The following is a 25,541-nucleotide window of genomic DNA, read 5'->3' as shown; positions in this document are numbered from 1 at the left end:
CGCTCTCTTGAGATTACCTGAAGTACTCTCAGGCAGGATTGAACGTGCTGACTAAATATGATGGCTTCAAAAAGGTATTAACAGCAAGCATAAGAAGTGGAGGATAAGAAATATGTATACTGAACCTGCAAGCTTTCAACCCGGCACAAATCTCCAATTCCCGGCGGGAGAGTCTACTGAAAGAGCTTCTGAAGTAGGGAATACCAAAACATTTTTGGGTAACCCCTCAAGGCTTGTATCATCTTTGTCATCAGATTATGAAGATGATTCAAAACTTTTTAGACCAATCGATATCGATGGGAAACTGATACAGACAGCTATTACGTCCAGGTGTGTATTATCTTCTGGTGCGGAGTTCATTCATGACGATCCTAATGAAAAGGTGGATTCATGCGTGCAGAAGTCGAATATAATGAATGGAGGAAACCATGATGTTGGAATTGGCGCAGGCTTTTCTGTCGTCTTTGACTCAATTCCTAAAAAAGTCTCATACCACGATAAGCGTGTTTTTAGAGATCATATCAAATCTTTACACCAGATAACCCCCCCTTACAACGCCTTCCCGAAAAGTCTCAGCACTAAACCCTTCGCTGAGCAGTTCGCCGAAAAAACAATTCACTGGCTCCAGCTCGTTAACACACCATACGATCGACGGGGCTCAGTCACGACAAGCTTTTGTCATGAAGCGGATAATTGTTGGGCAGAAGAAGAAAAACGTCTGGGTGTTTTTTATGGGGTGGATTATCAGGCTCACGAACTTCGCAAGCTGACAAAAAGTACCTACCTCGGGGCGCACTCACTACCGGAATATTTTGACACGATGAACAGGCGTAGCTTTGTAGCAAGGGACAATGGGCATAAACCAAGTGAGTGTCTGAATGCTTTTTTTCATGGCCCCACCATTGCAGACTGTGCAATGACCCTTTTGGCCTGTCAGTATCGAGCCATAGAAACCATCATTGGCACAGACGAATTCGACCGCATCTTTGGCGCACCGATCTCAAAGTTTAGAATTCCCTGCGACCTTTTCAGTCACATCAGCCATGTTTCTGAATTCTTCCAAAAACTCGCAAAAGAAGGTGAATCTTTAAAACTGACCGATTTTAGCAACCCTCTCCATCCTCTGTTTGATTATCTTGAGTTTTACAAGGGTTCATGGAGCACTGAGCAGTCAGAACAGGAGATAAAAAAAGGTGATATCCTCTATATTCAGGGCGTAAAAGGCTACCATTTGAAGCACGCGAGCGGTTCTGCTGCGGGTTTCAATCTGGTATGCACCGGGCAAAACAGCAGCGGACAGAATCTCTATCTGGGGTTTGGTCCGGGTGTATTTGATGAGCCGAAAACCTACGACCAGGTCAAAAAAATACTGATTGATGGCTACAATAAACCACAGAGTCCTGAGACAATTTTTGCCATTAAAGAAGGGAGAACGAACTATACAGAGCGGGCCAGCGATATCCTGCCCTATGACCACCCTATTGGTGGTATCCATACTGCGGCTCGCTTTCGTACTGAGTTCTGGGAATATTTTTTGTCCCAGTGCGATCAAGTCTGGCACCGTCAACCGCTTTTGTCTGTCACTGCGACTATGAAACCAAAGCCGGTGCATTACGGGTCACAGCTCCACACTGAAAATCTTGATGCTGATATAGATCAATACAAACCCTGCTCAACACAGCAGGAACTCATGCATGAGAAGGCCCTGAAGTTTACGCACGCTGTGATTAATAATCAGGGTGAAGCATGGAGTAAAAAGCCCATGGGACTATTCCTGACCGGATCACCAGGAATAGGAAAAACACATCTTTGTGTAGCTGTTGCCAAAAAAGCAGCCAAGTATGGTGTCAACACCCTCTATCTGGACGCAGATAAGTTAGGTGAGCTTTATCAGCACTTACAGGCTGATATAGTGCGATGGTATGTAAAGATCGACGAAATGCTTGCCGGTAAGGATTTGGTGGTCATCGATGATGCCCGCAGCGATTGCTTTAGCAAACAACTTCTGGCAAAAACAATGAAACATGTGATGGATTATGATAAGGCCGTCATGGTCAGTTCAAATCATCATATTCCTCTCAAAGCTGCATTCCCTTGCAATATTGATCCCTTAACCGAGTACGCACATAATTTTCTTTATCTGAGCGATTTGCAGGGAGACAGTCACCGTTCCCGATGGTGGCACAGCCCTGAAGTACAGGCTGCTGATGCAATATCGCAACTGGCTCAGTATCACGGCCGCAATGCGGCAGCAGTGATCACTGAACACGCAGTATCAATAGAAGAATTGGTCAGAGTACTCAGTATTCCGGCCGAACAGATCCGTCAGGTGGGGAGCCCCTTTTTACCCGGAATATATGTTGTAAGCTCGGATTACGATCTCAGAGATTTAACCAAAACACAGCATCAGGCTGTTTTGATGGAGTGTGATGTTACTGATGATGATACTCATATCAAGCAGTTCTTAAATGTTATTCAGAGAGTACACAACGAAGGCTTGAAGCTGGTGGTCAAAACCAATGACCGCTTATTATTGTTAAAATCTGTACGGGTTTTTTTAAATCAGCCAGATTTATCTCTTAAGTATAATGAGGTCTGTGTCAGGGAGCGGCTAGCGCATATGTTCCCGGACTTTGCGGAGTTCGGACTGCAGGACCAGCTCAAACAGCAAAGTTTGCCGGGAGCGTTTGGTGGGAACAAAGCTTCTTGATAAAATTGCCCAAAGTGCAGTCATGATGTCGCCAGAAGAACGGGGTCTGTTGACGTGCTTTGGGCCCAAGGCAAATAACTGCAACCATGCAGACCAACCAGCGGTGTTTGTCAACGAGGTTGAGTCTCGGCCCGCAAAACTGCTTTTACGTCAGAAAAATCGCTGAATTAATGTTTGTAATGCGGAATTTCCACTCTTTGGCACGCCTGCACTGACCGGGCAGACGTTGCCATCGATCATGACAGTGGAGCGCAGACAGTGACCAATCAGGTTTAATGACGCAATTCAGTAGATCATGGTTCAAATTCCTGAACCGAACACCTCCATTCAGCAATGTGAAAAATCCGGATCGTGGCTCCTTCCAATCTAAAAAATAACTTGTGTCAGTTGAGCAAAAACGAATATTATTCGTTTTTATTTCCAAGTATTAGCGTCCTTATGTCCAGACAGCAGAAACGTATTCAGAGAGAAGCCGAGATCGTTGCTGCCACACTCCTTCTGATGAAAGAGAAAAGTTTCCTCGATCTGCGAATGTCCGATGTTGCCCAGGCGGCAGAGTGCTCCATGGGAGCCATCTATTCTCATTTCTCCAGTAAAGAAGATCTGCTTCTGGGGTGCGCTTATTTTCTGGCCCGGCAAAAAATTCAGGTGCTGCATCGTGTTCTGGATAAAGATCTGGCTTCGGTCGAAAAGATGGTCATGATCTGTCTCTGCCTGTGGCAGGTGAATCAGGATAATCCAGAGCACTTTTCACTCAGTCAGCTGGCCATGAACCCGAGTATCTGGCAAAGAGCCTCTGCCAATCGCAGCAATGCCATGAATGAGTTGGGTAACTATATTGACAATCAGCTCAGGGCTCTGGTTCGGCTGACGCTTGTTGAGAATGGCTATGAAGACGTTTCTGATGCGCTGGTTGCTGAGCTGTTGATGGGGCTTTGGGGCTTGTCCTGCGGTCTTTATCAGATTAAGGAGTCAGGCTTTGGCGTTTTCAATGCAGACTTTCGAGAAGACGACGGAGTGGATCTGCACTTGTCAAATATTGAACGCTATCTGGCGGGTTGGAATCTTCATTCTGTCGTTCCCAGATCACGGCTTAATCAGCTGGTGGGCGTTGTGACTAGCTATACAGTCCTTGAAGCAGACTACTGAAAGTCTTACTTTAACACGGTTTGATTTGCCATTTCTGAAATGTGCAGCTGGCACAGAGTGTTTTTCTTTGCTTATTGCTGTTTATGTTGATCCCCTCGCGCAGGGGATTTTTTAGGCTGTTTTGCGAATGATATTCGGGGTTGGGATGCCCTGTGTCCGCGAGGGAGAAAGTTTATGAAATCGATGTTCAGCCTGCCCAAAGGTAAGGCTTCAATCAATAACAACAAGTTGGGTTACTCGCCATTCCTTCTGACCTCACTGGTCGCTGCGGTTCTGGTTCTTTCAGGTTGCTCGCAGCCACAGGAAGAACAGAAAGTGGTGACTCGTCCAGTGAAGCTGTTCAAGGTGGAAGATTCCAATGCCGGCAACTTACGACAGTTTCCGGCCAAGGTCTATGCCAGCAAGGAAGCCGAGATTTCTTTCCGTATTCCCGGCGAACTGGTGGAGTTTCCTGTCAAACAGGCTGAAGAGGTTAAGAAAGGGCAGTTGCTGGCCAGGCTGGACGACCGTGATATTCGCAATGAGCTGGCTGCCCGACAGGCAGATTTTGATCTGGCAGAAACGGACAATAAACGGATTAAATCGCTCTATCAGAAAAAAGTGGTCTCTCAGTCCGAGCTGGATAACTCCAACGCCAAACTCAAGTCAGCCAGAGCCGCCCTGGAGTTGGCCAGGGATAAATTGAAGTACTCTGTACTCAAGGCGCCGTTTGATGGTCGGGTTGCCCAGACTCTGGTAGAGAATTATCAGTTTGTTCAGGCGCAGCAGGCCATTCTTATTCTGGAGGGCAGCAATACCCTGGATGTCAGTATTCAGGTTCCGGAGAGTATTGTCGCCAATGTCCGGGAAGAGGAGGTGGATTTCAGCTATCAGCCGACGGTCACTTTTGCCGGAAGACCCGGTACGGAATACAAAGTCAGTTACAAAGAGCACGCCACCAGAGTGAGCCCCGGTACCCAGTCCTATGAAGCCGTTTTCACCATGCCTATTCCTGAAGACTTAACGGTTTATCCCGGCATGGGCGCAACCCTGACAATGGATTTGGCAAAAGTTTCACCGGGAAGCAACGGCGGTCAGCACTTTATTGTGCCTCTGTCGGCGGTTTTGAAAGACAATACCAGCGGCAGGGAGCAGGTCTGGATATACGATGAGCATAATAACACCGTGAATCCGGTTGCAGTGACCACAGGTACCATTCTCCAGTCGGGTATCGAAGTCACTTCAGGGCTCAAAGAAGGTGAGCGCATTGTTTCAGCCGGTGTTAATCGGCTGCGCCCCGGCATGACTGTCAAGCCACTGCAGCGTGAGCGGGGGCTGTAAGCATGAATATTGCTGAGTATTCGATTCGAAACAAAGTGATCAGCTGGATGTTTGTGGTCCTGCTGCTGATTGGCGGTACGGTATCCTTCTTTGGTCTGGGCAAGTTGGAGTTCCCGGAATTTCCGATTCCCCAGGCGATGGTCAACACCGCGTATCCCGGAGCTTCACCCCAGCAGGTTGAAGAAGAGGTCACTTTACCTTTGGAACGGGCCATTCTGGAGATGGAATACGTGAAGAATATCGATTCTGTCTCCAGTGCCGGTCTCTCCCAGATCATGATAGAGCTGAAAGATGAGTTCACGGCCAGCGATCAGCCGCAAATATGGGATGAGCTTCGCAGTAAGGTCAATGATACCCAGTCGTCTATGCCTCAGGGTGTCTTGCCTTCGAGTGTCAATGATAACTTCAGTGATGTCTTTGGCATCATGCTGAACATCAGTGGCCGCGACTTTAATTATCGTGAGCTGGAAAGTTATGGCGACTTTCTTCAACGTGAACTCTCTCTGGTCGACGGCGTCAAGAAAGTCAGCCTGGCGGGTACGGTCGATGAACAGGTGGTTATTGAGATTTCTCAGCCCAAAGCCGCCGCCCTGGGTGTCGATCCGGCCTATATCTTCAGTTTGATCCAAAATCAGAATGTTGTGTCCAATGCCGGAAAGATGTTTATTGATGGCTTTTCGGTACGTATTCATCCCACGGGAGAGTTCAGGGACATCAGTGAGTTGAAGCAATTGCTGGTCAGTTCACCCGGCACCACTGAACTGATCTACCTGGGTGATATTGCTGATGTTCACACTACCTTTGATGACACGCCTCAAAACCTTTATCGAAGTAATGGTGAGCAGGCGATTTCTCTGGGCATCTCATTTGCCAAGGGCGTGAACGTAGTGGATGTGGGAGATGCCGTTAATGCCCGTCTGGCCGAACTGGAGTCAAGCCGTCCTGTAGGGATCGATGTTACCACTGTCTATGACCAGCCTGAAGTGGTCAGAGCTTCAGTAAATGGCTTTCTGATCAGTCTGGCTGAAGCTATTGCCATTGTCATAGTTGTCTTGCTGTTTGCCATGGGTCTGCGTTCCGGTCTGTTAATGGGTGGTATTCTGTTGCTGACCATTCTGGGCACTTTCATCGGCATGAACTTGCTGGGAGTCGATTTGCAGCTTATTTCACTCGGGGCATTGATCATTGCCCTGGGGATGCTGGTGGATAATGCTATTGTGGTCACCGAAGGGGTTCTGGTGGGTTTGCACAGAGGGCTTTCCCGAATGGACGCCATCAGGCAGGTGGTGGTTCAGAATCAGTGGCCTTTGCTGGGCGCGACAGTGATTGCCATTATCGCCTTTGCGCCCATTGGTCTGTCACCTGATACCACCGGTGATTTCATGGTTTCCCTGTTTCAGGTGCTGTTTTTGTCCCTGATGATCAGCTGGGTTCTGGCTCTCACTTTGACACCTTTTTTCTGTCATCTGGTATTCAAGGAACCGTCCGAGGCCATGGTGGGCAGTGAATCTGATCCCTATAAAGGCGCTCTGTTCTCTTTTTATCGCTGGTTTCTGAACAAAGCCCTGAAGCACAGAATTATTTCTCTGTTATTGACGGTGGCCGCTCTGTTCACGGCCATTGTCGGTTTTGGTTATGTTAAGCAGTCTTTCTTTCCTCCTTCAAATACACCGATCTTCTTTGTCGATGTCTGGATGCAGGAAGGCAGTGATATTCGTGCCACTGAAGAAGCCATCAAGCAACTTGAGCAGGATGTACTGACTTACGAGGGCGTCGTGAATGTCACTTCGGTGATGGGCAGGGGGGCTCAGCGTTTTATTCTGACATATGCTCCGGAAAAGAGTTACAGCAGCTACGGACAGCTGATTATCGAGGTCGATGAAAGGGATCGGATGAAAGCGCTGATTGGTCCCATGGAAAAGGCTATGAACGCCAAATACCCGGGCATTGAATTCAAGTTCAAGCTGTTGCAGAACGGTCCTTCACCCGCCGCCAACATAGAAGCAAGGTTCTACGGCTCAGACCCCGCTATTCTTCGGGAACTGGGCGCCAAAGCCATGGCCATCATGGAGGAAGAGCCCTCAGCCGTAGACGTGAGACAGTCCTGGAGAGAGCAGGTTACCATTGCCCGTCCTCAGTTTGATGAAGCGGCAGGCCGCCGAAGCGGTATTTCAAAACAGACGCTGGATGAAGCCTTGCTGGTGAACTTTACCGGCAAGCAGGTGGGTGTGTATCGGGATGGCAGTCATCTGTTGCCTATCATAGCCAGAGCTCCGGAGGAAGAACGCCTGAACGCCAATACCCTGACCGATCTTCAGGTATGGAGCCAGGAGCGTAATGCCTTTGTGCCAGTAGCTCAGGTCGTGAGCAGCTTCGAATCGGCTACAGAAAATCCGCTGATTGTGCGTCGTAACCTGAAGCGTGTTCTCACGGTCATGGCAGACGCAAGACCCTTCACAGGTGAAACCCCCGAATCGGTTCGATTGAGGCTCAAGGATAAAATTGAGTCCATCAGCCTGCCAGAAGGTTACACCCTGGAATGGGGCGGTGAATTCGAAATGTCCAGTAATGCCCAGGGCAGCATCTTTAAGTCATTGCCGATGGGTTACCTGATAATGTTTATTATTACGGTTTTGCTGTTCAGTACGGTTCGGCAGCCACTGGCTATCTGGTTTACCGTACCTCTGGGTGTCATCGGGGTGTCGGCAGGTTTGCTGTTACTGAATATGCCTTTCACATTCACAGCGCTGCTTGGTTTACTGAGTCTTTCAGGTATGTTGATCAAGAATGGCATTGTCCTGGTGGAACAAATCAACATTGAAGAAGAGAAAACCGGCAATCTTGCCAGGTCCATTGTTGATGCTTCTGTCAGCAGGGTACGCCCGGTTTGCATGGCTGCATTGACCACCATGCTGGGTATGATACCGCTGGTGTTTGATGCTTTCTTCAGTTCAATGGCGGTGACTATTATCTTTGGTCTCGGCTTTGCAACCGTTTTGACACTGATTGTACTGCCAGTGACTTATTCGCTGCTTTACAAGGTTCGCTATGACGGATAAGGCCGTTGCTCTCTAAAAAATCGAGCCGTGACTTTCAATAGCACGGCTCTTTTTTTTGAAATCCTCCCCACCGTGAACGACGGGGATTCCTACGGCTAGACGGTCATGCCCGACCGCAGTGTATACCTTACCCTATAGCGGCATACACCTTATTCGACAATCTGCTCTACCTTTCGGATTGTCTAGGCGACCCCGTTAACAAACACGGGCAGAAAGCGGAAGGTATTTTACTTTTCCTGTCAGGTAGCGTAATCGCTAAAAACACCTGTCGGATAGTAAAGTAGCACAAGGGGCTTGCTCTGCAAGCCGAGCTTTCATCCCCGTCCTCAAAGTACGGGGTTTTACGCTCATTCGATAAAGGATGTTCAGTTTTGAATCACCACTGGCTCATGAATACTCTGGTCGTTTCGAAGGGCGTAGTAATAAAGGTTGTTAAAAACCTCCGGGTAATCCACACCGGCAAATTCCAGAATTTCAGCCAGCTGACGTGCAGTGTAACCCTGACCCAGTAAAGTGCTCACGCTCCCCTGGAAATCTTCTTTGGAAGTAATAAATGCCCGGTAGTAAGGACGACTGGATACATCGATTAAACCCTGGGCATAAGAGGGAATCAATTTCAGCATGGCGCTTTTCAGCAGGTCAGGGCCGATCACTGCACTGGATTCAATTCTGGTCAGGGATTCGGCCTGGTGGCAAGAGCGACGTTTGGCGGGATCACTGGAGGGTTGAGGCGTCATTCTTTTGCAGGCCTTAATCTGCTGTTCGAGTTTGGGCATGATTTCAGTGGACTCCAGGGAAGGCGTAATCTGTCCTGACAGGCTTTTCTGGCTCCACTCGGCCAGTTTGTCCTGCATGCCATTTTTGATACTCAGGAGTGTCTCAGGTCCAAAACCTTCACGGCCCAGCCTCATCATCCACTGTGCCAACAGTGTCTCATTAATTTTTTCAACGGTATGACCCGGCTTTGCCAGCATCTCTTTCAGATAAGACAGGTAGAGGCTTCTGATTTGAAAACGATAGCCTTCTGTCACCATCCCACTGGGGCTGTTCAAATAAGCACTGGCCATCATTCCATAGCGCACCGCAGCAGAAACCAGTGGCAGAGGAGATTTATCTGAGAGTTCGGGTTGAGTGGCAGATTCAACGGTCATTTCAGCCTTTACGGGTTCAACCGGTTTTATAGGTTTTTGGTTAGCTTGTATGACAGGAGAGAGAACCAGAGCAAGGGAAAGCAAATACTTTTTATTCATCACATTATTCATCAGGACATCCATTAATCAGTTGCAGGGAGACGTTAGATTTGTATCGGCAAAAGTGGATAGGGATGAGGCTTGCGAAAGAGGTTTTTATTTATTTTTTTGTAAGGAGTGAACGAAGTATCGTTTTGTTGGTCTAACCTATATCTGGTTTTTTTTAGAGTGTTCAGATTAAATTATGTTGTTAAGAAATAGTCATCGAATTGCCGGTCTATCACTACTGGCCGTCACGCTGCTGCAGGCAGGCTGTGCAGGCAGGGATGCACATCCGGTTGCTGTACGACAGTACGGGGATATCAATCGCTCCTGTGCAGCTCTGGAAAACGAAATAGTCTTTATCGAGGAGGAAATCAGAAGGCTGGTTCCCAAGACCGATAAAACCGGTAAAAACGTAACCCTGGGGGTGGCCGGTGCGTTTCTCTTGGTTCCCTGGTTCTTTATGGACCTCAGTCAGGCAGAGCAGATTGAAATTAATGCCTTTCGTCAACGTTACAATTACCTGCTAGGTCTGGCACAGAATAAAAACTGTAGCAGCACTTCAAGAGTGCCCATTCCTGAATTCAGTAATTCCGGTTCAACCCGATAGCAAAAGCCATTCAACAACCGCAAATGCAGATTCAACGAGCGATGGATCTGCAAGTGCCGAGAAAAATACCCATCAACCCGATGAAGTGACAGCAGGGAATGATGAAAAATTCTGGAGAAAAAAGACAGGGTCATGATCAGGGAAGCCGGGAACCATTTCCCGCTTCTGATTGAAGCCAACCAGAGCCGACCAGGTGCCCGGAAAGCATAGCTTTCATCACTGTCATATCGGGTACTGAAATTAAATGACCGATCTGTTTCCCTGTCAGGTTCGTCGCCTTAATCAGACATTGTTTCTCGTAGGAGTTTGATTGCGGGACTTGCCACGGGTCTTTCCAGCATTGCGTTCGGTAGCAAAATTGACTCGAAGGGGTCTGCCATTCAATTCTTTACCATCCATAGTTAAAGCAGATTGAGCGTTATCACTTTCTGCAAAAGTAATAAAGGCAAAACCTCTGGAGCGACCGGTTTCCCTGTCGGTAATCACGCGAATTTCATCGATCTCACCAAATTGCTCGAAGGCTTGCTGAAGGTCACTTTCATCACTGCTGAAAGGAAGGTTACCTATAAACAGTTTATTCTGTTGCATGGTAAATAGGTCTCCAATTATCCAAAGCTACTGTAACCCGGAATCGAGACACACAATTTGGCTCGAACAAGGCATTGGGCAGCATCATTATTTAAATTCAGGACGACATCTAAGGGCTTTCAGCAGAAACCCGGCAGAAACATTTTGATCTCTCTTGTTGTTATGAAGGGAGGGGCCAATGGCCTCTTTGCACAGGGTTTCCGGAATCATATCCTGAATGTTCTGGTTTTCGTGAACGGAGCACTCAGTGCAGCCAGACAGTCCATATTCTGACATCATGAGTATCATTATTATCATGGCCTGTCAGCCAAGCCATGCATCCAGATTATAACCTCATTGCTTTATGTCAAGTATGAAGTTGAAACGGGTGATATTTAAAGACATCAGTGAAGGTAAAGCAGCAAGGCTCAATAGCTTGATATCGAAAGATACTCTCTGCCGGGGATTTTGATACAGGAGCGACTCCTGAAATCATATGATCCTGATTTTTTTCTTGGCTTTCTGTTGTGTTATCTTCCACGAAGAGTGACACAAGAATCGAGACCAGCAGCGTCAACGGAAGCCCATTGAGCATTGGGCTGTTAATGAATCGGGACATTTCGGGGCTCATATTGATGAAAAAACTGGCGCTCAATGGATCAGCCAAAAACCGGGGGCGTATCCATGGTGAGCAGATGCGCGATGAAATCAGCGCAGTGCTGGATTACTACCGGTCACGTTTTCTTAGAGACAGGGAACGTTTACAGTCTCATCTTGATCTGCTGATGCAGAAAGTTCTGTCATTCAGACCGCACTATAAAGTGGAGATGGATGCTATTGCCGAAGCCGCAGACATTGAGCCTTTTTGGATTTATTGCATTAACGCCCGCAGTGAGCTTATGTCCTCGCCCATTGAGTGTTCTTCTGTCGCATTCCCAAGGCAGGGGCTGATAGGGCAAAACTGGGACTGGGCTGAAGCACTGGCAGGCAAGTTGGCCCTGGCAGATGTTGAACTCGAAAACGGTCATCGATTTCTGACCATGACCGAGCCGGGTATGCTGGCCAAAATCGGAATGAACTCTGCGGGGCTGGGTGTCTGTCTGAATATTCTGCCCGCCACCCGAAAACTGACCGGCTTGCCTGTTCACATTTTATTGAGAGCATTGCTGGAATCTCAAAGCCTTCAGGAAGCCCGATCTCTGATCGAGGCTCACGGGGCAGGCAAGGCCAGTCACATTATGGTCGCGGATAAAAAAGAAACCATAGCGGTTGAGTTGGCACCTGATCAGCCCTGGTTCCAATCCACGGAACAGGATACTTATCTGCATACCAATCATTACTTTCAGCCGGGTCAGGCCCAGCCAACTTCATCAAAGCCGTGTACTGAGACCCGGCTCAAACGGCTAGAGGATGGGTTACTGTATAACCCTCAACTGAACCTTAAGACCATGATGCAAATGCTTGATAATAATGAAAAACCTTTTCCGGTTCTCAGGCCCTACAGTTATCATGAGCTGACCGGAAATGCGGGAACTCTGGTGACCCTGATAATGAATCTTGGTAAACGACAAATGTTGTTGAGGGAGGGGCACGACCCTGAGCAGGGGTTTGAGAGTTACCGCCTGGCGTAATATTCAATGCTGGGACCCTGTGTTGGTTGCATGGTATCTTGAAATAAACCGTGAGCTGCTCTGCGCGCAGAGCAACTGTTGATGAGACTGTCAGGAGATTAAACGGGAGTCGAATGTCCGAATCGATCACCAAGAAGCGTAAGCGAGCCGCAGAAGAAAAGCCGATGCTCAAAGCCATAACGGGTATTCGTGATGCGGACTCTGGCGCAGGGACTGAAGAAGCCAGTGCTCTGGTACTGAGACTGAGAGAAGCGGGTATGTTATTCCTGCTGGTGCTGGCTGCTTTTACTGCATTGGCGCTGTTTTCTTACAGCCCTACAGATCCCGGCTGGAGCTACGTGGGCCATGAAGGAGAAGTGGCAAACAGCACAGGCAGAGCGGGAGCCTGGTTCAGTGATGTCCTGTTTTCCCTGTTTGGTGTATTTGCCTGGTGGATACCGGTTCTGCTGGTCATCAAAACGGTGCTGGTTTTTCAATATCGATACAGTGCCTGGCGCTGGCAACCCGGCTGGTTTGTTATGCGCTCACTGGGATTACTGCTGGCTCTGGCTACAGGGGCAGCATTGGCTGCTATTCATCTGGAAACAGTCGGCAGGGGCTTGCCTGCCCGGAGCGGTGGTATTCTCGGTCGCATGATTATGGAACAGTCACTGCCTGTTTTTAATCTGGTCGGCAGCACATTGATTTTGCTGGCCATTTTTCTGGTGGGATTCACTATATACACCCATCTGTCATGGTTTCAGGTTCTGGATACAATCGGGCGGTTATTAAAGATAACTTTTGCCAGAACAGGCAGGGGCATTATCCGTTTGGTTGCAATCATCCGGGCTCGCATCGCTGATTGGAAAGAGCAACGTGAAAGGGATCGTGAAGCCTTTCAAGCCGCTCAGCCTGAGCCGGAGCCTGCCGACTTTGCTCCAAGGCAGCGTCAGGAGCCTGTAGTGGTTCTCCCGGCTCCTGAGCCCGAATCAAAACCCACCAGACTCGGCAAAATTGCCGTGCCCGGGAAAAGCCCTTTAGCCGATATAGAAGATGCCATTGAAATACCGCCGGAAGGTGAACTACCCGGCGTGGGCTTACTCGACAAAATCAAAGATCATGGCAACGGTATTAACCAGGAAGAGCTGGACATTGTCTCCCGCCTGCTGGAAGCCAAGCTGGCAGACTTTGGTGTTAAAGCTGAAGTGGTCGCTGTGCATCCGGGTCCGGTGATTACCCGTTATGAGATTCAGCCTGCGCCCGGAGTCAAGGCCAGCAAGATTTCCAATCTGGCCAGGGATCTTGCCCGTTCTCTGGCTGTGGTCAGTGTCCGGGTGGTTGAAGTGATTCCTGGCAAGTCAGTGATGGGCATCGAAATTCCCAACGACGACCGGGAAACGGTGTTCTTTGCAGAATTGATTGCTTCCAGAGCTTATGAACAAGCCGCATCCCCACTCAGTCTGGCGCTTGGACATGATATTGCCGGTCAGCCGGTGGTGGTAGATCTGGCAAGAATGCCGCACCTGCTGGTGGCAGGGACTACCGGTTCCGGTAAGTCGGTTGGCGTTAATGCCATGCTGCTCTCCATGCTCTTCAAATCCGGGCCGGAAGACGTTCGTCTGATTATGATTGACCCGAAAATGCTGGAACTGTCGATTTATGACGGTATTCCGCATTTGCTATCTCCCGTAGTGACCGACATGAAAGAAGCCGCCAACGCCCTGCGCTGGTGTGTGGCAGAAATGGAACGTCGCTACAAGCTGATGGCGGCTCTGGGGGTCAGGAATATTGCTGGCTACAACAAAAAGGTCAAAGATGCGGCGGCTACGGGCGAGCCTTTGCGTGATCCATTCCACGAAGCCATGACCCTCGGTGATCTGGCCCCTGAGCTTGAATCACTGCCGTTCATTGTCGTGGTGGTGGATGAGTTTGCTGACATGATGATGATTGTCGGTAAGAAAGTCGAAGAACTGATTGCCCGGATTGCCCAGAAAGCCCGTGCGGCGGGCATCCATTTGATACTGGCAACCCAGCGTCCTTCGGTGGATGTCATTACCGGCCTGATCAAAGCTAATGTTCCGACCCGAATCAGTTTCCAGGTGTCCAGTAAAATTGACTCCCGCACCATCATTGATCAGGGTGGGGCAGAACAATTGCTGGGTCATGGCGACATGCTCTACCTGCCGCCGGGAACCAGTGTTCCTATTCGTGTTCACGGTGCTTTTGTCAGCGATGATGAAGTGCACCGGGTGGTTGCTGACTGGAAGAAGCGGGGCAAACCTGATTATGTGGAAGCCGTTCTCAGTGGCGCCGATACGGCTTCCGACGGCAGTGCTTTCAGTGGTGGACTGGATGAAGATTCAGAGCAAGACGCCCTGTATGATGAAGCGGTCGCCTTTGTGACTGAAAGCCGAAGAGCGTCAATTTCGTCAGTGCAGCGTAAATTAAAGATTGGTTATAACCGCGCTGCGCGTATCATAGAGACTATGGAAACAGCCGGTGTGGTGAGTCCGGCAGGTCATAATGGTAATCGTGAGGTGATCGCACCACCTCCCGTGAAGGGTTGAAGTTGAGTGTTTAATAAAATTTCCCAAGTGGTTGTAATTACTGCTATTTTCAATGTCTCAGCGCAGGTCATGGCGGCCCCGCTGGAAAATGTTTCAGCCACCACCCTGAAGGCTCAACCAGTCAAGAAGCTGGATGTCAGCAAGGGGCTGAACGATGAGAAAGCCTCTCAGGCTCTCGCCAAAAAACTGCAGTCCATAAAAAGTCTGAGTGCTCATTTTCAACAGCAAGCGGTCTCTTCTGATGGTCGTACCAAGACAGAATCCGGGGAGATGCAAATGAAACGTCCTGATCTTTTTCGCTGGCTTACCAGGGAACCTTTTGAACAGGAGATCGTTGCCCAGGGCAATAAAGTCTGGATGGTAGACCCTGAACTCCAGCAGGTGATCATCCAGAAGCAGGATGCACGCAGGGCCAATACGCCAGCCAAACTGCTGACAGGGAATGCCCGTGAGTTGCTGAAACAGTACAAGGTTTCTGTCTATAGCAAGGATCGCAATGAGAGATTCACTCTGACACCCAGAGAGGAGTCAGACCTGTTTGAGAAGCTGGATATTGATTTTCGCCAGGGGAGGCTAAGCGCTATTGAGTTGTCTGATTCTCTGGGTGGCAAGCGCAGAATCCTGTTCTCCGGGGTGAAGGAAAACACTCAGTTGAATGACAGCCTGTTTGAGGTAAAACCTCCCAAAGGTTTTGATGTCATTGATGAGACCCGGGGTTAGCTGTGTATTCTGCCGGTTTGTTTGACGACGAGTCATCCCGTTATGAGCCCCTTGCTGCACGCATGAGGCCCCGCAACCTGGATGAGTACCTGGGGCAGGAGCATATTCTGGCCAGAGGCAAACCTCTGCGTGAAGCTTTGCAGCAGGGTGCCATTCATTCGATGATTTTCTGGGGGCCACCAGGGGTCGGGAAAACAACTCTGGCCCAGTTGGTTGCCGGTGTCTGTGATGCCCACTTTGAAACACTGTCTGCGGTTCTCTCTGGTGTCAAAGACATTCGGGCTGCGGTCGCCAGAGCTCGGGACGAGCAGATGACCCGTCAGCGCAAAACCATTTTGTTCGTGGATGAGGTGCATCGTTTTAACAAGTCTCAGCAGGACGCTTTTTTGCCCCATATTGAAGATGGCACTATCACATTTATCGGTGCTACTACCGAGAATCCTTCCTTTGAGTTGAACAACGCCTTGCTCTCCAGGGCCCGGGTTTATGTATTAAAACCGCTGACGGACGATGCGCTCAGAGAAGTGCTCCATCAGGCTCTGTCTGACGAACGGGGTTTTAAGGGCAGTCCTGTTTCACTGGAGCCTGAAGCTGAAGATATTCTGATTCGTTATGGCGATGGCGATGCCAGACGGGTTCTGAATACTCTGGAAGTAGCGGCAGATCTCAGTGAGGATGGCCAGATTAAAGTGGCAACGGTGACCGAGATTCTCGCCGACAGTGGCCGACGTTTCGATAAGGGCGGTGACGCATTTTACGATCAGATATCAGCCTTTCATAAATCCGTGAGAGGTTCTGATCCCGATGCCGCACTCTATTGGGCTGCCAGAATGGTGGATGGTGGCGCTGATCCACTCTATATCATTCGCAGACTGGTAGCGATTGCCAGTGAAGACATTGGCAATGCCGATCCAAGAGCGCTGGAGATGACCATGAATGCCTGGCAGGCTTATGAGCGGCTGGGCAGTCCGGAAGGGTTGCTGGCTCTGGCCCATGCCACAGTTTATTGTGCCTGTGCGCCCAAGAGTAACGCCGTCTATCTGGCCTGGAAGGCGGCGATGGCCGATGTCAAAGGAAACCCTTCCTTTGACGTTCCGCACCATCTCAGAAATGCTCCCACCCAGCTGATGGGATCCTTGGGCTACGGTTCTGAATACCGCTATGCCCATGACGAGCCCAATGCCTATGCAGCCGGTGAATGCTATTTTCCAGAGAATATGGAGGCCCGAAAGTACTACCAGCCCAATGATCGCGGACTGGAAATCAAAATTCGGGAGAAGCTCGGGAAACTGGCGCAATGGGATCAGCAGAGTCCCGTTCGCCGACGTCAGGAAGACTGATCCATACCGGTTCTCGTGACAACTGAAAGATAGCCATGGGCCCCGATGAACCTCAATCATGATGAAGTTAATCTGCAAGCGCAAAGTTTCCCCGGGTATTTAAAATGAAGTTCTGGATATTCCTGTCCAGCCTGCTGATGTCAGGCATAACCCTTGCCGGTGAATATCGCACCTGCTCAATCAGTCATGGTCAGATCAGCCAATGTGGTGGCATGTATACCGGCACAGCGGTGATTAAAAACAATGGCGCCTACCGTCAGTGTGAAATCATTCAGGGAAAGGTTTCCGGCTGTGACCGTAAATACAGCGGGTCGGCTATTGTGGCGGATAAGGGTATTTACCGCCAATGTAAAATCACCACAGGGTCTGTTTTTTTCTGTAGTATCAGGTTCAGTGGGACGCTACCGGTTTACAGATAATACTCAAATCGCCTGAAAGACCATGATCGCTGCCGGATAGTCCGGCAGCTCTTTCACTATCTGGTGATCCAGCAGCTGCCACCGAGCCTGCTCACCTATTTCACAAAGCTGCGCAATACTTTCCGGGAAGTCGAACTGGCTGACGTGATCCAGAACAAGGTTCTGCCAGTCGCCCTGAAGCTCCGAAATACTTTTGAAGTACTGGCCAACTTTTTCGATGTATTGATCCCGACTCTGTTGATCAAGCCTGATGGCATCAATCATCACAAACAGGCTGTTGGGTTCTGCCTTGTTCCTGAGTTCCGAGAAAAGCGCCTGTTTTTCCGACAGGGAGCCATGATGAATGGCGAAACTGCTGAAGATCAGGTTGTAGGCGCCCTTAACTGGCAGGGGGTCGAAAATATTACTGAGAAAGAACTGTGAATCAACCCCGGGTTTTTGCATGTTCTGTTTAGCCATGGCTAAAACAGATTCAGCAAGATCGACTGCCGTGTAGGAGGTTAGCGATAGCTCTCTGGTCATCTCTACTGCCAGTGACGCATCGCCACAGCCAAGATCGAGCAGGTCTACTTTTTGATCGCCGTAGTGCTGCATGAGTTTACTAGTAGCAAGACGCATCAGCTGCTGGTGGCCCATGACATTGTTATCGACCAGCCAGCGGTAGCACTGCCATTGTTCATTAAAAATATCGACTTCTGAACGATGTTTCATCGGCTTACCGGGGTGTACTCTGATGATGGAATGAAAGACGGGAGACCCACTGTTATTGAAGCAGGTCAGAGATATCTGTCCAGTCGGCTGACCTGTTTGTCCCACTGCCAATGCCAGGGAGCCCGCAGCGCAGAAGCCGGAAAACATAGAATAAGGTGCTCTTCCGCTGAAAATCAGAGCACCAGACGCTGGTCGAGATCAACCCTGAAGCTTATGGTCGTCAACGACATTGATCATATGGAGCAGATAAGAACCGCGCTGGCAATTCAGGCTGTAACAGTGAGTTTGACACCCAGTGATTTCAGCAGGCGGTGAACCGTATCCCAACGGGGCTGCACCCTGCCATTGAAGGTTTTGTAAAGGCTCTCCCGGCTCAGCCCGGTTTGCCTGGCCAATTGAGCGACCCCTTTTTTCTTAACCACGTCACCCAGAGCGAGTACGAAAACAGCGGGGTCGTCGTCCAGATAAGCCTCAGCCAGAAAGTGTGCAATCTCATCATCGGTTTCCAGCATTTCCACAGGGTTAAAAGGTTCAAGTTTCAGTGCCATCGTCATTCCTCATTTGTTCTATCAATGTGTGGGCTTTGAGAATATCCCGCTTTTGGCTGCTTTTGTCGCCACCGCATAAGAGTGCGATTAGCTGACGGTTCCGGATTGTGAAATAGAGGCGGTATCCTTTACCAACAAAAATTCTCATCTCACTGACCTGGTTTCCAACGGACTGGACATCTCCGAGGTGGCCGGCCCTGGCCCGCTCAAGCCTTATGGCGATAGCCTTCGCCGCTTGGCGGTCTTTCAGGCCTTTGCGCCACTTCTGGAATACCTCTGTGGCCACTAAATCGAATTTCATAATTTCCAGACTGTAACCTATAGGATACATTTTTGCAAAGTGCTCCGTCCTGAAGTGTCTGATTTTTTGGAACCTTTGGCGTGATTTTTGGCGAACCGTTCTGGCAGTTCAATTGAAGCAGGTCAGAGATATCTGTCCAGTCGGCTGACCTGTTTGTCCCACTGCCAATGCCGGGGAGCCCGTGTTATCTTGGCACAGATCAAACTCTATCAGTCTGGTCACGCCTGACGTAGCAAAAGCGGCTACGGGCAGAACTGTGACCAGAAAACAAACAGGAATTATGATGCAAGCTACACACTGGATAGCCGTCGCTGCGGGTGGTGCACTGGGAGCCCTTCTCAGAGCATTTGTCTATGAGCTGTTTGTGCTGACCCGTAATCCCCATCTGCATCATTTTCCGACGCTGACGGTTAACCTGGTGGGATCAGTTATCATGGGGGTTTGCTGGTACCTGCTGACAGAAAAAGCCATGTTATCACCCACCTGGAAGGTCTTTGTGATGACCGGTTTTCTGGGCGCACTGACCACTTTCTCAACCTTCTCTCTGGATCTGATGAGATTGCTTCAATCCGATCAGCTTCTGACTGCCCTGGCCTATGGGCTTGGCAGTGTTCTTGTTTGCCTGCTGGGAACCTGGCTGGGTTATCAGGGGGTCCGCTGGGCGCTTTAGAACCTGGATACAGGCTCAACCGTTTATCGCTATTTCTGCACCTGCCAGTAGATTGTCCTATGCTTCCGGGGTTTGTTAAGGAAAATATTCTTTAAAGAAAAGGAGGTATAGGATGTATCTTTTTCGAATAATTAGTTCCGTTTTTGTCAGTCTTGTGTTGGTTGCTTCCTGTTGGGGCAGTGTTGATTCACCTGAGCAGAAAGCGCTCAGGTACGCCCGGGAAAATCTCAACAGACTCTATTTTGACTACGTCTTTGCAGAAGAAAACGAGAAGCTGTTAAAAGCCATCATGGTTTCTGTAAGGCGACTTTATGACCACTATGAGCTGGATCATTGGCTGGAAGGCCACTCTGCAACAGGCAATCAGACCGAAGCCCGACAGCAGCTTCTCACCGGGCTGGTCCAGCAGGCAACCCGGCATACTATCGCAAAAATCAATGGTGACGAGGAGCTGGATGGCAGTGATCGTTCCATGTTTCATCTCCTGCAGGCAGTCAGCAATGCGCCATCCATGCGGGAATCCCAGGATGTTGCTCACTGGTTCCACACTCGGCCCTTACTGCTTCAGGGGGTTCTCGCTGAAGATCGCATGGATTCCATGGAAAGCCTGATTCAGGAGGCTGTGCAAAACAGTTTCAGAGAATTCCCGTCCAACCAGCTTTCCCGGGAGCAATTAGCTCAGCAAATCGGTTTTATTCTTCTGGAAATGCAGGAGCGTTTTCTGCGTGGCAAGGTGCTTCGTTCTCTAAGCCACAAGGTAGATCGGCAAAAGCAGAACCCGAAGATTGCCAGAGACCCGGCATTTAGCATTTACCTGTCCCTGCTGACTAAAACCTTTAACAACCATCCCACCCTCTGGCATACAGACAGCAAACGTCGTGAGTATCAGGAAAATCTCTCCGCGCTGTTTATGAAAGCCACAGATCGTGAGGATTATGGTCATGAGTGGTACCAGCAGATCCGCAGGATTCTGGCTGTTGAAAAAATGGTGCCTGTTACACCACCGCCGCCCGGTCAGAATCCGGGCAGCCATCACAATCGGCATGAAAGTAATGGGGAAGCCTGGTATCAACCCACTGTGTTAAAAGCAGCGCTTGGGATGGGGGCTATGCTTGGCGTGTTGACCTGCGCTGCGGTTTACATAGTGATCTCCTTCGAATATGACACAGAATCGGGCATCGACAAACCCGGGCGGAAAGGTCCCCAGGGAAGGAACTTGAGACCTAACAGCGCTGAAGGGAAGCAGGTCAGTTTCATGCAGTCTCCACAGCCAAGGCTATACAGCTATTCGTGGGAAGAAGGCGATATCTGGGCAGTAGAAGAGGAAAGACGCCTGAGAAGACAGGAGGAAGAGGAAAGACGTCTGAGAAGGCAGGAGGAAGAGGCTAAAAGACAAGCCACTCAATCAACTCATCATCAAGACGGGTTTGGGGAGGCATTCGGCTCCATTTTCAGTCTTCCAGGCAGCGGTAATGGCGGCAGTGGTTATGACATCTTTGGTAGTTATGACAGCTCTGGTGGTTACGGCAGCTCTGGTGGTTATGACAGCTTTGGTACACCCTCTACTGAACAAGTTCAGAGTCGGGATGCGGTCTGGGACTGAAGTCATGTATCTGTTTGATTCTACGTCTTTGTGCCCGGCATTTTTCCTGTCTGCCTGCCGGGAGCCAGTCTGGGTTATCAGGGTATCCGGCCGCTCTTTAAACCGAATGCAGCCTGAGCCAATAATTTTTCAGAACCTGCCAGACGCTTGTCCTAAGCTTTCTGAATTTGTCAGGGCGCAGGGGTGGCAGATGTTTTTTTTTCGTGGTTTGTGGTCCGTGTTTTTCAGTCTGATGCTGGTAGCTTCCTGTTGGGGCAGTGTTGATTCACCCGGGGAGAAAGCTGCCAGGAATGTCCGGAACAATATCAACAGACTCTATTTCGATTACGTCTTTGCAGAAGAAAATGAGAGGCTGTTAAAAGCCATCATGGTTTCAGTGCGGCGTATCTATGACCGCGATGAGTTGGATAAAAGGCTGGAATGTCAGTCTGAATCTCTCTATCAGACAGAAGCCCGACAGCAGCTACTCACCGAGCTGGTTCAACAGGCCACCCGCCATGCTATTGCAAAAATCAATGGTAACGATGACACGGATGACAGTTATCTTCCCATGTTTCATATTCTGCAGGCACTGAGCAATGCGCCATCCATGCAGGAATCCCTGGATGTTGCTCATTGGTTCCAGACCAGGCCGGTGATGCTTAAGGGGGTTCTGGCTGAAGATCGTATGGACTCCATGGAGAGCCTGATTCAGGAGGCTGTGCAGAACAGTTTCAAAGAATTCCCGTCTGACCCGCTTACCCGGGAACAGTTAGCCCGGCAACTCGGTTTTATCCTGGTCGAAATGCAGGAGCTGTTTCTCCGGGGCAAGGCGCTTCGTTTACTCAGTTACAAGGTAGACAAGCAAAAAAAGAACCCGCAGATTGCCAGAGACCCTGCATTTACCATTTACCTGTCCCTGCTGACGGAAGCCTTTAACAAGCATCCTACTCTCTGGCATACCGACAGCAAACGTCGTCATTATCAGGAAGACCTCTCCGCCCTGTTTATGAAAGCCGCTGATCGTGAAGGTTATGGCAATGAATGGTACCAGCAGATTCGCAGGATTCTCGATGGTGAAAAGCCAGTGCCTGTTACCCGACCAACGCCCGCTCAGAAACCGCACAGGCATTACTACCGGGATGATGATGAGTGGGAAGGCTGGTTTGAACTCACTCCCTTTAGAGTGGTGCTTGGGATGAGTGTAATGTTTGGCGCATTTGTCACCACCATGGTCTGTCTGGGAATGTCTGAACATGAAGCGGAGCAGGGCAGGCAGGAGCGGCGGCAGGAGGAGAATCTGCAAAGGAAATTGGGCAAAACACTCAACAAACCCGGGCGGGAAGATCCGCAGGGAAGGGACTGGAAACCCAACGAAACTGACAGGAAGGAAGTCAAAGAAGCTGCGGAAGGCTTTGAAGAAAAGATCATAAAAAATGTACTGATCCAGGCTGGGGTTCTGAATCCCCTTTTCTGTAACATGGATATAGCTGATATCTACATGCAGATATCGCTGACAGAGCTCTACAGGTATTTGAGGAAAGAACGCTATATCTGGACAGAAAAAGATGAAATTCGCCGAAAAAGGGAGCAGGAAGAATATAAAGAACGCCGCAGAAAAGAGCAGGAACAGGCTAATGAAAGAGCCTGGACGCCCTCATACACTGAAACAACCTCGCAACAAAACGGGTCGGAGTCTTTATCGAGCTTCACTTATAATTTTCCAGGCAGCGATGACGACAGTGGTTATGTCAGCTTTGGTACTGCCACTGCCACTGAGGTTCAGGGACGGGATGCGGACTGGAATTGAGGTCATTTATGTGCCTGATTCCATGTTTGGAGGCCCGGCAGTGTTCTCATTTGCCTGCCGGGAACGTCTGAATCTGAACCATTAATTAGTTTTTCGGCACTTGCCAGTGGATTGTCCTATGCTCCCTGAATTTGTCAGGACATTGGGGTGGCGGATGTTTATTTTCTGCGGTTTATGGTCTGTGTTTTTGAATCTGATGCTGGTGGCCACCTGTTGGGGCAGTGTTGAATCACTCGAACGGACAGCTCTCATAGATGTCCATTACGACATCAACGGTCTTTATTTTGGTCACGTCTTTGCCGAAGAAAATAACAGGCTGTTAGAAGCCATTATGGTTTCAGCACGGAAAGTTTATGACCGCTATGAGCTGTATCAGTGGCCGGAAAGTCATTTTGCTTCTGACAATCAGACAGAGCACCGGCGGCAGCTGCTCACCAGACTTGTCCAGCAGGCTACCCGCCATACTATTGCGAAAATCACGGGTAACGATGATATAGATGACAGTTACCGGGACCGTTCCATGTTTCATCTCCTGCAGGCATTCAGTGGTTCTCCTGCCATGGAGGAATCCCGGGATGTTATTCATTGGTATCGAAACCAGCCGGTGTTGCTTCAGGGGGTGCTGGCTGAAGATCGCAGGGACTCCATGGAGAGCCTGATTCAGGAGGCGGTACAGAACAGTTTCAGAGAATTTCCGTCCAACCCATTTTCCCGGAAACAGTTAGCCCGGCAACTCGGTTTTATTCTGCTGGAAATGCAGGAGCTTTTTCTCCGTGGCAGGGCGCTCCGGTCTCTCAGCTACGAGATAGAGCAGCAAAAACAGAACCCGAAGATTGCCGGTGATCCTGCATTTATTCTTTATCTTTCCTTTTTGACTGAACTGTTTAACAGCCATGAAGCCCTCTGGCATAGAAAGAGCCTGGGGAGCAAATGGCGTCAGTATCAGGAAGACCTCTACGCCCTGTTTATGAAAGCCGCTCATCATGAAAATTATGGTATTGAGCGGTACCAGCGGGTTCGCAGAATTCTGGATGGTGAAAAGCTGCTCCATGAAAAGCCGGCCAGGAAATACTACTCGTACTGGAATGACATCAAATACTACCTGTACTGCATTGAAGTGGGCCCAAGGGAGAAATTTACCCTTTGGCTTGTGGTTGATTGGCTGATGATCGTTATTGTGGAAGATTTTGCGTACCGTATACGCCTTCACCAAGGGCAATTCTAGTGACTTTGTCTGCACCCACTAGTCGATTGTCCTATGCTTTCTGAATTTGTCAGGGCATAGGGGGGGCGGGTGCTTCTTTTTCGTGGTTTATGGTCTCTGCTTTTCAGTCTGATGCTGGTGGCTTCCTGTCGGGGCAGTGTTGAGTCAGTCGGGCGGAAAGCTCTCATAGATGTCCAGTACGACATAAGCAATCTCTATTTTGGTTACGTCTTTGCCGGAGAAAATAAGTTGCTGCTAGAAACCATCATGGTTTCTGCACGGAAAGTCTATGACCGCGATGAGCAGTATCAGTCGCTGGAAAGTCATTTTACTCCAGACAGTCAGAAAGAAGATCGGCAGCGGCTGCTTACCAGTCTTGTTCAGGAGGCCATCCGTCATACTATTGCAAAAGTCACCGGTGACAATGGTATGGATGACAGTCGCCCTTGCAGTCCCTCGCTTCATTTTCTGCAGGTATTCAATAGTATTCCTGCTCTGGAGGAATCCCGGGATGTTATTGATTGGTATCAAAATCAGCCGGTGTTGCTTCAGGGGATTCTGGCTGAAGATCGTACGGACTCCATGGAGAACCTGATTCAGGAGGCGGTAAAGAACAGTTTCAGAGAATTCCCGTCTCACCCACTTACCTGGGAACAGTTATTACCAAGATTTGTGGTGAAGAGGGCATTCTATTATGAGCCACTTACCCGGGTACAGTTAGCCTGGCAACTCGGCTATATTCTGCTGGAAATGCAGGAGCTTTTTCTCCGTGGCAGGGCGCTCCGGTCTCTCAGCTACAAGATAGAGCAGCAAAAACAGAACCCGGAGATTGCCAATGATCCTGCATTCACTCTTTATCTTTCCTTTTTGACTGAGCTGTTTAACAGCAATGACACCCTCTGGCATACAAAGAGCCTGGGGAGCAAATGGCTTAAGTTTCAGGGAGGCCTCTCCGTCCTGTTTTCGCAAGCCGCTAATCATAAAAATTATGGTTTGGAGTTTTACAAGCTGGTTCGCAGAATTCTGGATAGTGGAAAGCTATTCAATAATAAGCCGGTCAATAATGAGCCGGTCAATAAAAAGCCGGTCAATAAAGAGCCAGTCAGGAAAGACTACGTGAACATGATCAGCGATTTACTGGATCGAAAGATCGGACTTGAGCTGATTGCTATTTTTAGCATGCTGATGATCAACGCGGTGGCTCATCTTTTGAGAACTGCACATGTATATGAAATGTTTGTACCAAGGGTATGAGTAGCTGTTTGAGGATAGGCTGCAAAGGACATCAGGCAGAGCGCTCAACCTGATTTACCAGCTTCAGTTGGGATTTTTTGACTCGTTCCGCTCCAGCGTGGAAACGAGTTGTTGGGGTTTATTTTAATGACTTTTTCAGCCTCCTAGTTGATTGTCCT

General features: G+C 49.3%; 21 protein-coding genes. 15 read left to right on the top strand and 6 right to left on the bottom strand.

What is annotated here, in order from left to right; genetic code table 11:
* Positions 1–412 precede the first annotated feature (412 nt).
* The 4 genes from ACOMHB_RS15675 (at position 413) to ACOMHB_RS15660 (ending at position 8,238) form a co-directional block, all read left to right on the top strand.
* On the top strand, positions 413–2,710 hold the full coding sequence (locus tag ACOMHB_RS15675; protein WP_448217313.1) for an ATP-binding protein: 2,298 nt from the start codon (positions 413–415) through the stop codon (positions 2,708–2,710).
* A gap of 438 nt (positions 2,711–3,148) precedes the next feature.
* Positions 3,149–3,859 (top strand): TetR/AcrR family transcriptional regulator, encoded by a 711-nt coding sequence (locus ACOMHB_RS15670; protein WP_448217312.1) that lies wholly within the window; start codon positions 3,149–3,151, stop codon positions 3,857–3,859.
* Between the two features lie 174 nt (positions 3,860–4,033).
* Positions 4,034–5,179 (top strand): efflux RND transporter periplasmic adaptor subunit, encoded by a 1,146-nt coding sequence (locus tag ACOMHB_RS15665; protein ID WP_422134063.1) that lies wholly within the window; start codon positions 4,034–4,036, stop codon positions 5,177–5,179.
* A 2-nt stretch (positions 5,180–5,181) separates the two neighbouring features.
* Positions 5,182–8,238 carry an efflux RND transporter permease subunit gene (locus ACOMHB_RS15660; protein WP_448217311.1) on the top strand — a complete coding sequence of 1,019 codons (3,057 nt, stop codon included), beginning with the start codon at positions 5,182–5,184 and terminating at the stop codon, positions 8,236–8,238.
* 365 nt (positions 8,239–8,603) lie between these two features.
* Here the strand turns inward: ACOMHB_RS15660 and ACOMHB_RS15655 are convergent, their stop codons facing one another.
* Positions 8,604–9,500: a hypothetical protein gene (locus ACOMHB_RS15655; protein ID WP_448217310.1), complete on the bottom strand. Its 897-nt coding sequence runs from the start codon at positions 9,498–9,500 to the stop codon at positions 8,604–8,606.
* Positions 9,501–9,672: 172 nt separating this feature from the next.
* Here ACOMHB_RS15655 and ACOMHB_RS15650 point away from each other — a divergent pair, with 172 nt between their 5' ends.
* Positions 9,673–10,080, top strand: a complete 408-nt coding sequence (locus tag ACOMHB_RS15650) for a hypothetical protein (protein ID WP_422138176.1) — start codon at positions 9,673–9,675, stop codon at positions 10,078–10,080.
* Positions 10,081–10,362: 282 nt separating this feature from the next.
* Here the strand turns inward: ACOMHB_RS15650 and ACOMHB_RS15645 are convergent, their stop codons facing one another.
* Both ACOMHB_RS15645 and ACOMHB_RS15640 read right to left on the bottom strand, forming a co-directional pair.
* Positions 10,363–10,668, bottom strand: coding sequence for an RNA recognition motif domain-containing protein (locus tag ACOMHB_RS15645; protein ID WP_422134059.1), 306 nt, complete (start codon positions 10,666–10,668; stop codon positions 10,363–10,365).
* A gap of 87 nt (positions 10,669–10,755) precedes the next feature.
* Complete coding sequence (locus tag ACOMHB_RS15640; protein WP_448217309.1) at positions 10,756–10,965, bottom strand: hypothetical protein; 210 nt, start codon at positions 10,963–10,965, stop codon at positions 10,756–10,758.
* A 317-nt stretch (positions 10,966–11,282) separates the two neighbouring features.
* Between ACOMHB_RS15640 and ACOMHB_RS15635 the strand changes: the two genes are divergently transcribed.
* The 5 genes from ACOMHB_RS15635 (at position 11,283) to ACOMHB_RS15615 (ending at position 17,303) form a co-directional block, all read left to right on the top strand.
* Entirely contained in the window at positions 11,283–12,278 is a 996-nt protein-coding gene (locus ACOMHB_RS15635; RefSeq protein ID WP_448217308.1) for a C45 family autoproteolytic acyltransferase/hydrolase, read from the top strand.
* A gap of 113 nt (positions 12,279–12,391) precedes the next feature.
* Positions 12,392–14,824, top strand: coding sequence for a DNA translocase FtsK (locus ACOMHB_RS15630; protein WP_448217307.1), 2,433 nt, complete (start codon positions 12,392–12,394; stop codon positions 14,822–14,824).
* A gap of 6 nt (positions 14,825–14,830) precedes the next feature.
* Complete coding sequence (gene lolA, locus ACOMHB_RS15625; protein WP_448217306.1) at positions 14,831–15,544, top strand: outer membrane lipoprotein periplasmic chaperone LolA; 714 nt, start codon at positions 14,831–14,833, stop codon at positions 15,542–15,544.
* A gap of 62 nt (positions 15,545–15,606) precedes the next feature.
* Complete coding sequence (locus ACOMHB_RS15620; protein WP_448218647.1) at positions 15,607–16,884, top strand: replication-associated recombination protein A; 1,278 nt, start codon at positions 15,607–15,609, stop codon at positions 16,882–16,884.
* A gap of 104 nt (positions 16,885–16,988) precedes the next feature.
* Positions 16,989–17,303 carry a hypothetical protein gene (locus ACOMHB_RS15615; RefSeq protein WP_448217305.1) on the top strand — a complete coding sequence of 105 codons (315 nt, stop codon included), beginning with the start codon at positions 16,989–16,991 and terminating at the stop codon, positions 17,301–17,303.
* Between the two features lie 3 nt (positions 17,304–17,306).
* Here ACOMHB_RS15615 and ACOMHB_RS15610 read toward each other — a convergent pair whose 3' ends face one another.
* The 3 genes from ACOMHB_RS15610 to ACOMHB_RS15600 all read right to left on the bottom strand — a co-directional run bounded on the left by ACOMHB_RS15610 (position 17,307) and on the right by ACOMHB_RS15600 (position 18,893).
* On the bottom strand, positions 17,307–18,014 hold the full coding sequence (locus ACOMHB_RS15610; RefSeq protein WP_448217304.1) for a class I SAM-dependent methyltransferase: 708 nt from the start codon (positions 18,012–18,014) through the stop codon (positions 17,307–17,309).
* A gap of 266 nt (positions 18,015–18,280) precedes the next feature.
* Entirely contained in the window at positions 18,281–18,562 is a 282-nt protein-coding gene (locus tag ACOMHB_RS15605; RefSeq protein WP_448217303.1) for an addiction module antidote protein, read from the bottom strand.
* A complete protein-coding gene (locus ACOMHB_RS15600; RefSeq protein WP_448217302.1) occupies positions 18,546–18,893 on the bottom strand; it encodes a type II toxin-antitoxin system RelE/ParE family toxin in 348 nt (115 codons plus the stop codon). The genes ACOMHB_RS15605 and ACOMHB_RS15600 overlap by 17 nt, the downstream gene beginning before the upstream one ends.
* A gap of 250 nt (positions 18,894–19,143) precedes the next feature.
* Between ACOMHB_RS15600 and crcB the strand changes: the two genes are divergently transcribed.
* From crcB to ACOMHB_RS15575, 5 genes are all read left to right on the top strand, one after another.
* The gene (crcB, locus tag ACOMHB_RS15595; protein WP_422134050.1) at positions 19,144–19,533 is read left to right on the top strand and encodes a fluoride efflux transporter CrcB; all 390 of its coding nucleotides are present in this window, start codon (positions 19,144–19,146) and stop codon (positions 19,531–19,533) included.
* A 112-nt stretch (positions 19,534–19,645) separates the two neighbouring features.
* On the top strand, positions 19,646–21,136 hold the full coding sequence (locus ACOMHB_RS15590) for a hypothetical protein (RefSeq protein ID WP_448217301.1): 1,491 nt from the start codon (positions 19,646–19,648) through the stop codon (positions 21,134–21,136).
* Between the two features lie 190 nt (positions 21,137–21,326).
* Positions 21,327–22,925, top strand: a complete 1,599-nt coding sequence (locus ACOMHB_RS15585; protein WP_448217300.1) for a hypothetical protein — start codon at positions 21,327–21,329, stop codon at positions 22,923–22,925.
* A gap of 154 nt (positions 22,926–23,079) precedes the next feature.
* Positions 23,080–24,150, top strand: a complete 1,071-nt coding sequence (locus tag ACOMHB_RS15580; RefSeq protein WP_448217299.1) for a hypothetical protein — start codon at positions 23,080–23,082, stop codon at positions 24,148–24,150.
* A gap of 69 nt (positions 24,151–24,219) precedes the next feature.
* Positions 24,220–25,383, top strand: a complete 1,164-nt coding sequence (locus tag ACOMHB_RS15575) for a hypothetical protein (protein ID WP_448217298.1) — start codon at positions 24,220–24,222, stop codon at positions 25,381–25,383.
* Positions 25,384–25,541 lie beyond the last annotated feature (158 nt).

This window comes from Endozoicomonas sp. 2B-B (genome assembly GCF_053470045.1).
This window is presented reverse-complemented; position numbering and strand designations above follow the sequence as displayed.

Coding starts and splice junctions, on each gene's coding strand:
- ACOMHB_RS15670 (WP_448217312.1), top strand. CDS start 3,149: ATGTCCAGACAGCAGAAACGTATTCAGAGAGAAGCCGAGATCGTTGCT.
- ACOMHB_RS15615 (WP_448217305.1), top strand. CDS start 16,989: ATGAAGTTCTGGATATTCCTGTCCAGCCTGCTGATGTCAGGCATAACC.
- ACOMHB_RS15675 (WP_448217313.1), top strand. CDS start 413: ATGAATGGAGGAAACCATGATGTTGGAATTGGCGCAGGCTTTTCTGTC.
- ACOMHB_RS15580 (WP_448217299.1), top strand. CDS start 23,080: ATGTTTATTTTCTGCGGTTTATGGTCTGTGTTTTTGAATCTGATGCTG.
- ACOMHB_RS15600 (WP_448217302.1), bottom strand. CDS start 18,893: ATGTATCCTATAGGTTACAGTCTGGAAATTATGAAATTCGATTTAGTG.
- ACOMHB_RS15645 (WP_422134059.1), bottom strand. CDS start 10,668: ATGCAACAGAATAAACTGTTTATAGGTAACCTTCCTTTCAGCAGTGAT.
- ACOMHB_RS15635 (WP_448217308.1), top strand. CDS start 11,283: ATGAAAAAACTGGCGCTCAATGGATCAGCCAAAAACCGGGGGCGTATC.
- ACOMHB_RS15605 (WP_448217303.1), bottom strand. CDS start 18,562: ATGGCACTGAAACTTGAACCTTTTAACCCTGTGGAAATGCTGGAAACC.
- ACOMHB_RS15630 (WP_448217307.1), top strand. CDS start 12,392: ATGTCCGAATCGATCACCAAGAAGCGTAAGCGAGCCGCAGAAGAAAAG.
- ACOMHB_RS15590 (WP_448217301.1), top strand. CDS start 19,646: ATGTATCTTTTTCGAATAATTAGTTCCGTTTTTGTCAGTCTTGTGTTG.
- ACOMHB_RS15585 (WP_448217300.1), top strand. CDS start 21,327: ATGTTTTTTTTTCGTGGTTTGTGGTCCGTGTTTTTCAGTCTGATGCTG.
- ACOMHB_RS15640 (WP_448217309.1), bottom strand. CDS start 10,965: ATGATAATAATGATACTCATGATGTCAGAATATGGACTGTCTGGCTGC.
- ACOMHB_RS15610 (WP_448217304.1), bottom strand. CDS start 18,014: ATGAAACATCGTTCAGAAGTCGATATTTTTAATGAACAATGGCAGTGC.
- ACOMHB_RS15620 (WP_448218647.1), top strand. CDS start 15,607: ATGAGGCCCCGCAACCTGGATGAGTACCTGGGGCAGGAGCATATTCTG.
- crcB (WP_422134050.1), top strand. CDS start 19,144: ATGATGCAAGCTACACACTGGATAGCCGTCGCTGCGGGTGGTGCACTG.
- ACOMHB_RS15665 (WP_422134063.1), top strand. CDS start 4,034: ATGAAATCGATGTTCAGCCTGCCCAAAGGTAAGGCTTCAATCAATAAC.
- ACOMHB_RS15650 (WP_422138176.1), top strand. CDS start 9,673: ATGTTGTTAAGAAATAGTCATCGAATTGCCGGTCTATCACTACTGGCC.
- ACOMHB_RS15660 (WP_448217311.1), top strand. CDS start 5,182: ATGAATATTGCTGAGTATTCGATTCGAAACAAAGTGATCAGCTGGATG.
- ACOMHB_RS15655 (WP_448217310.1), bottom strand. CDS start 9,500: ATGAATAATGTGATGAATAAAAAGTATTTGCTTTCCCTTGCTCTGGTT.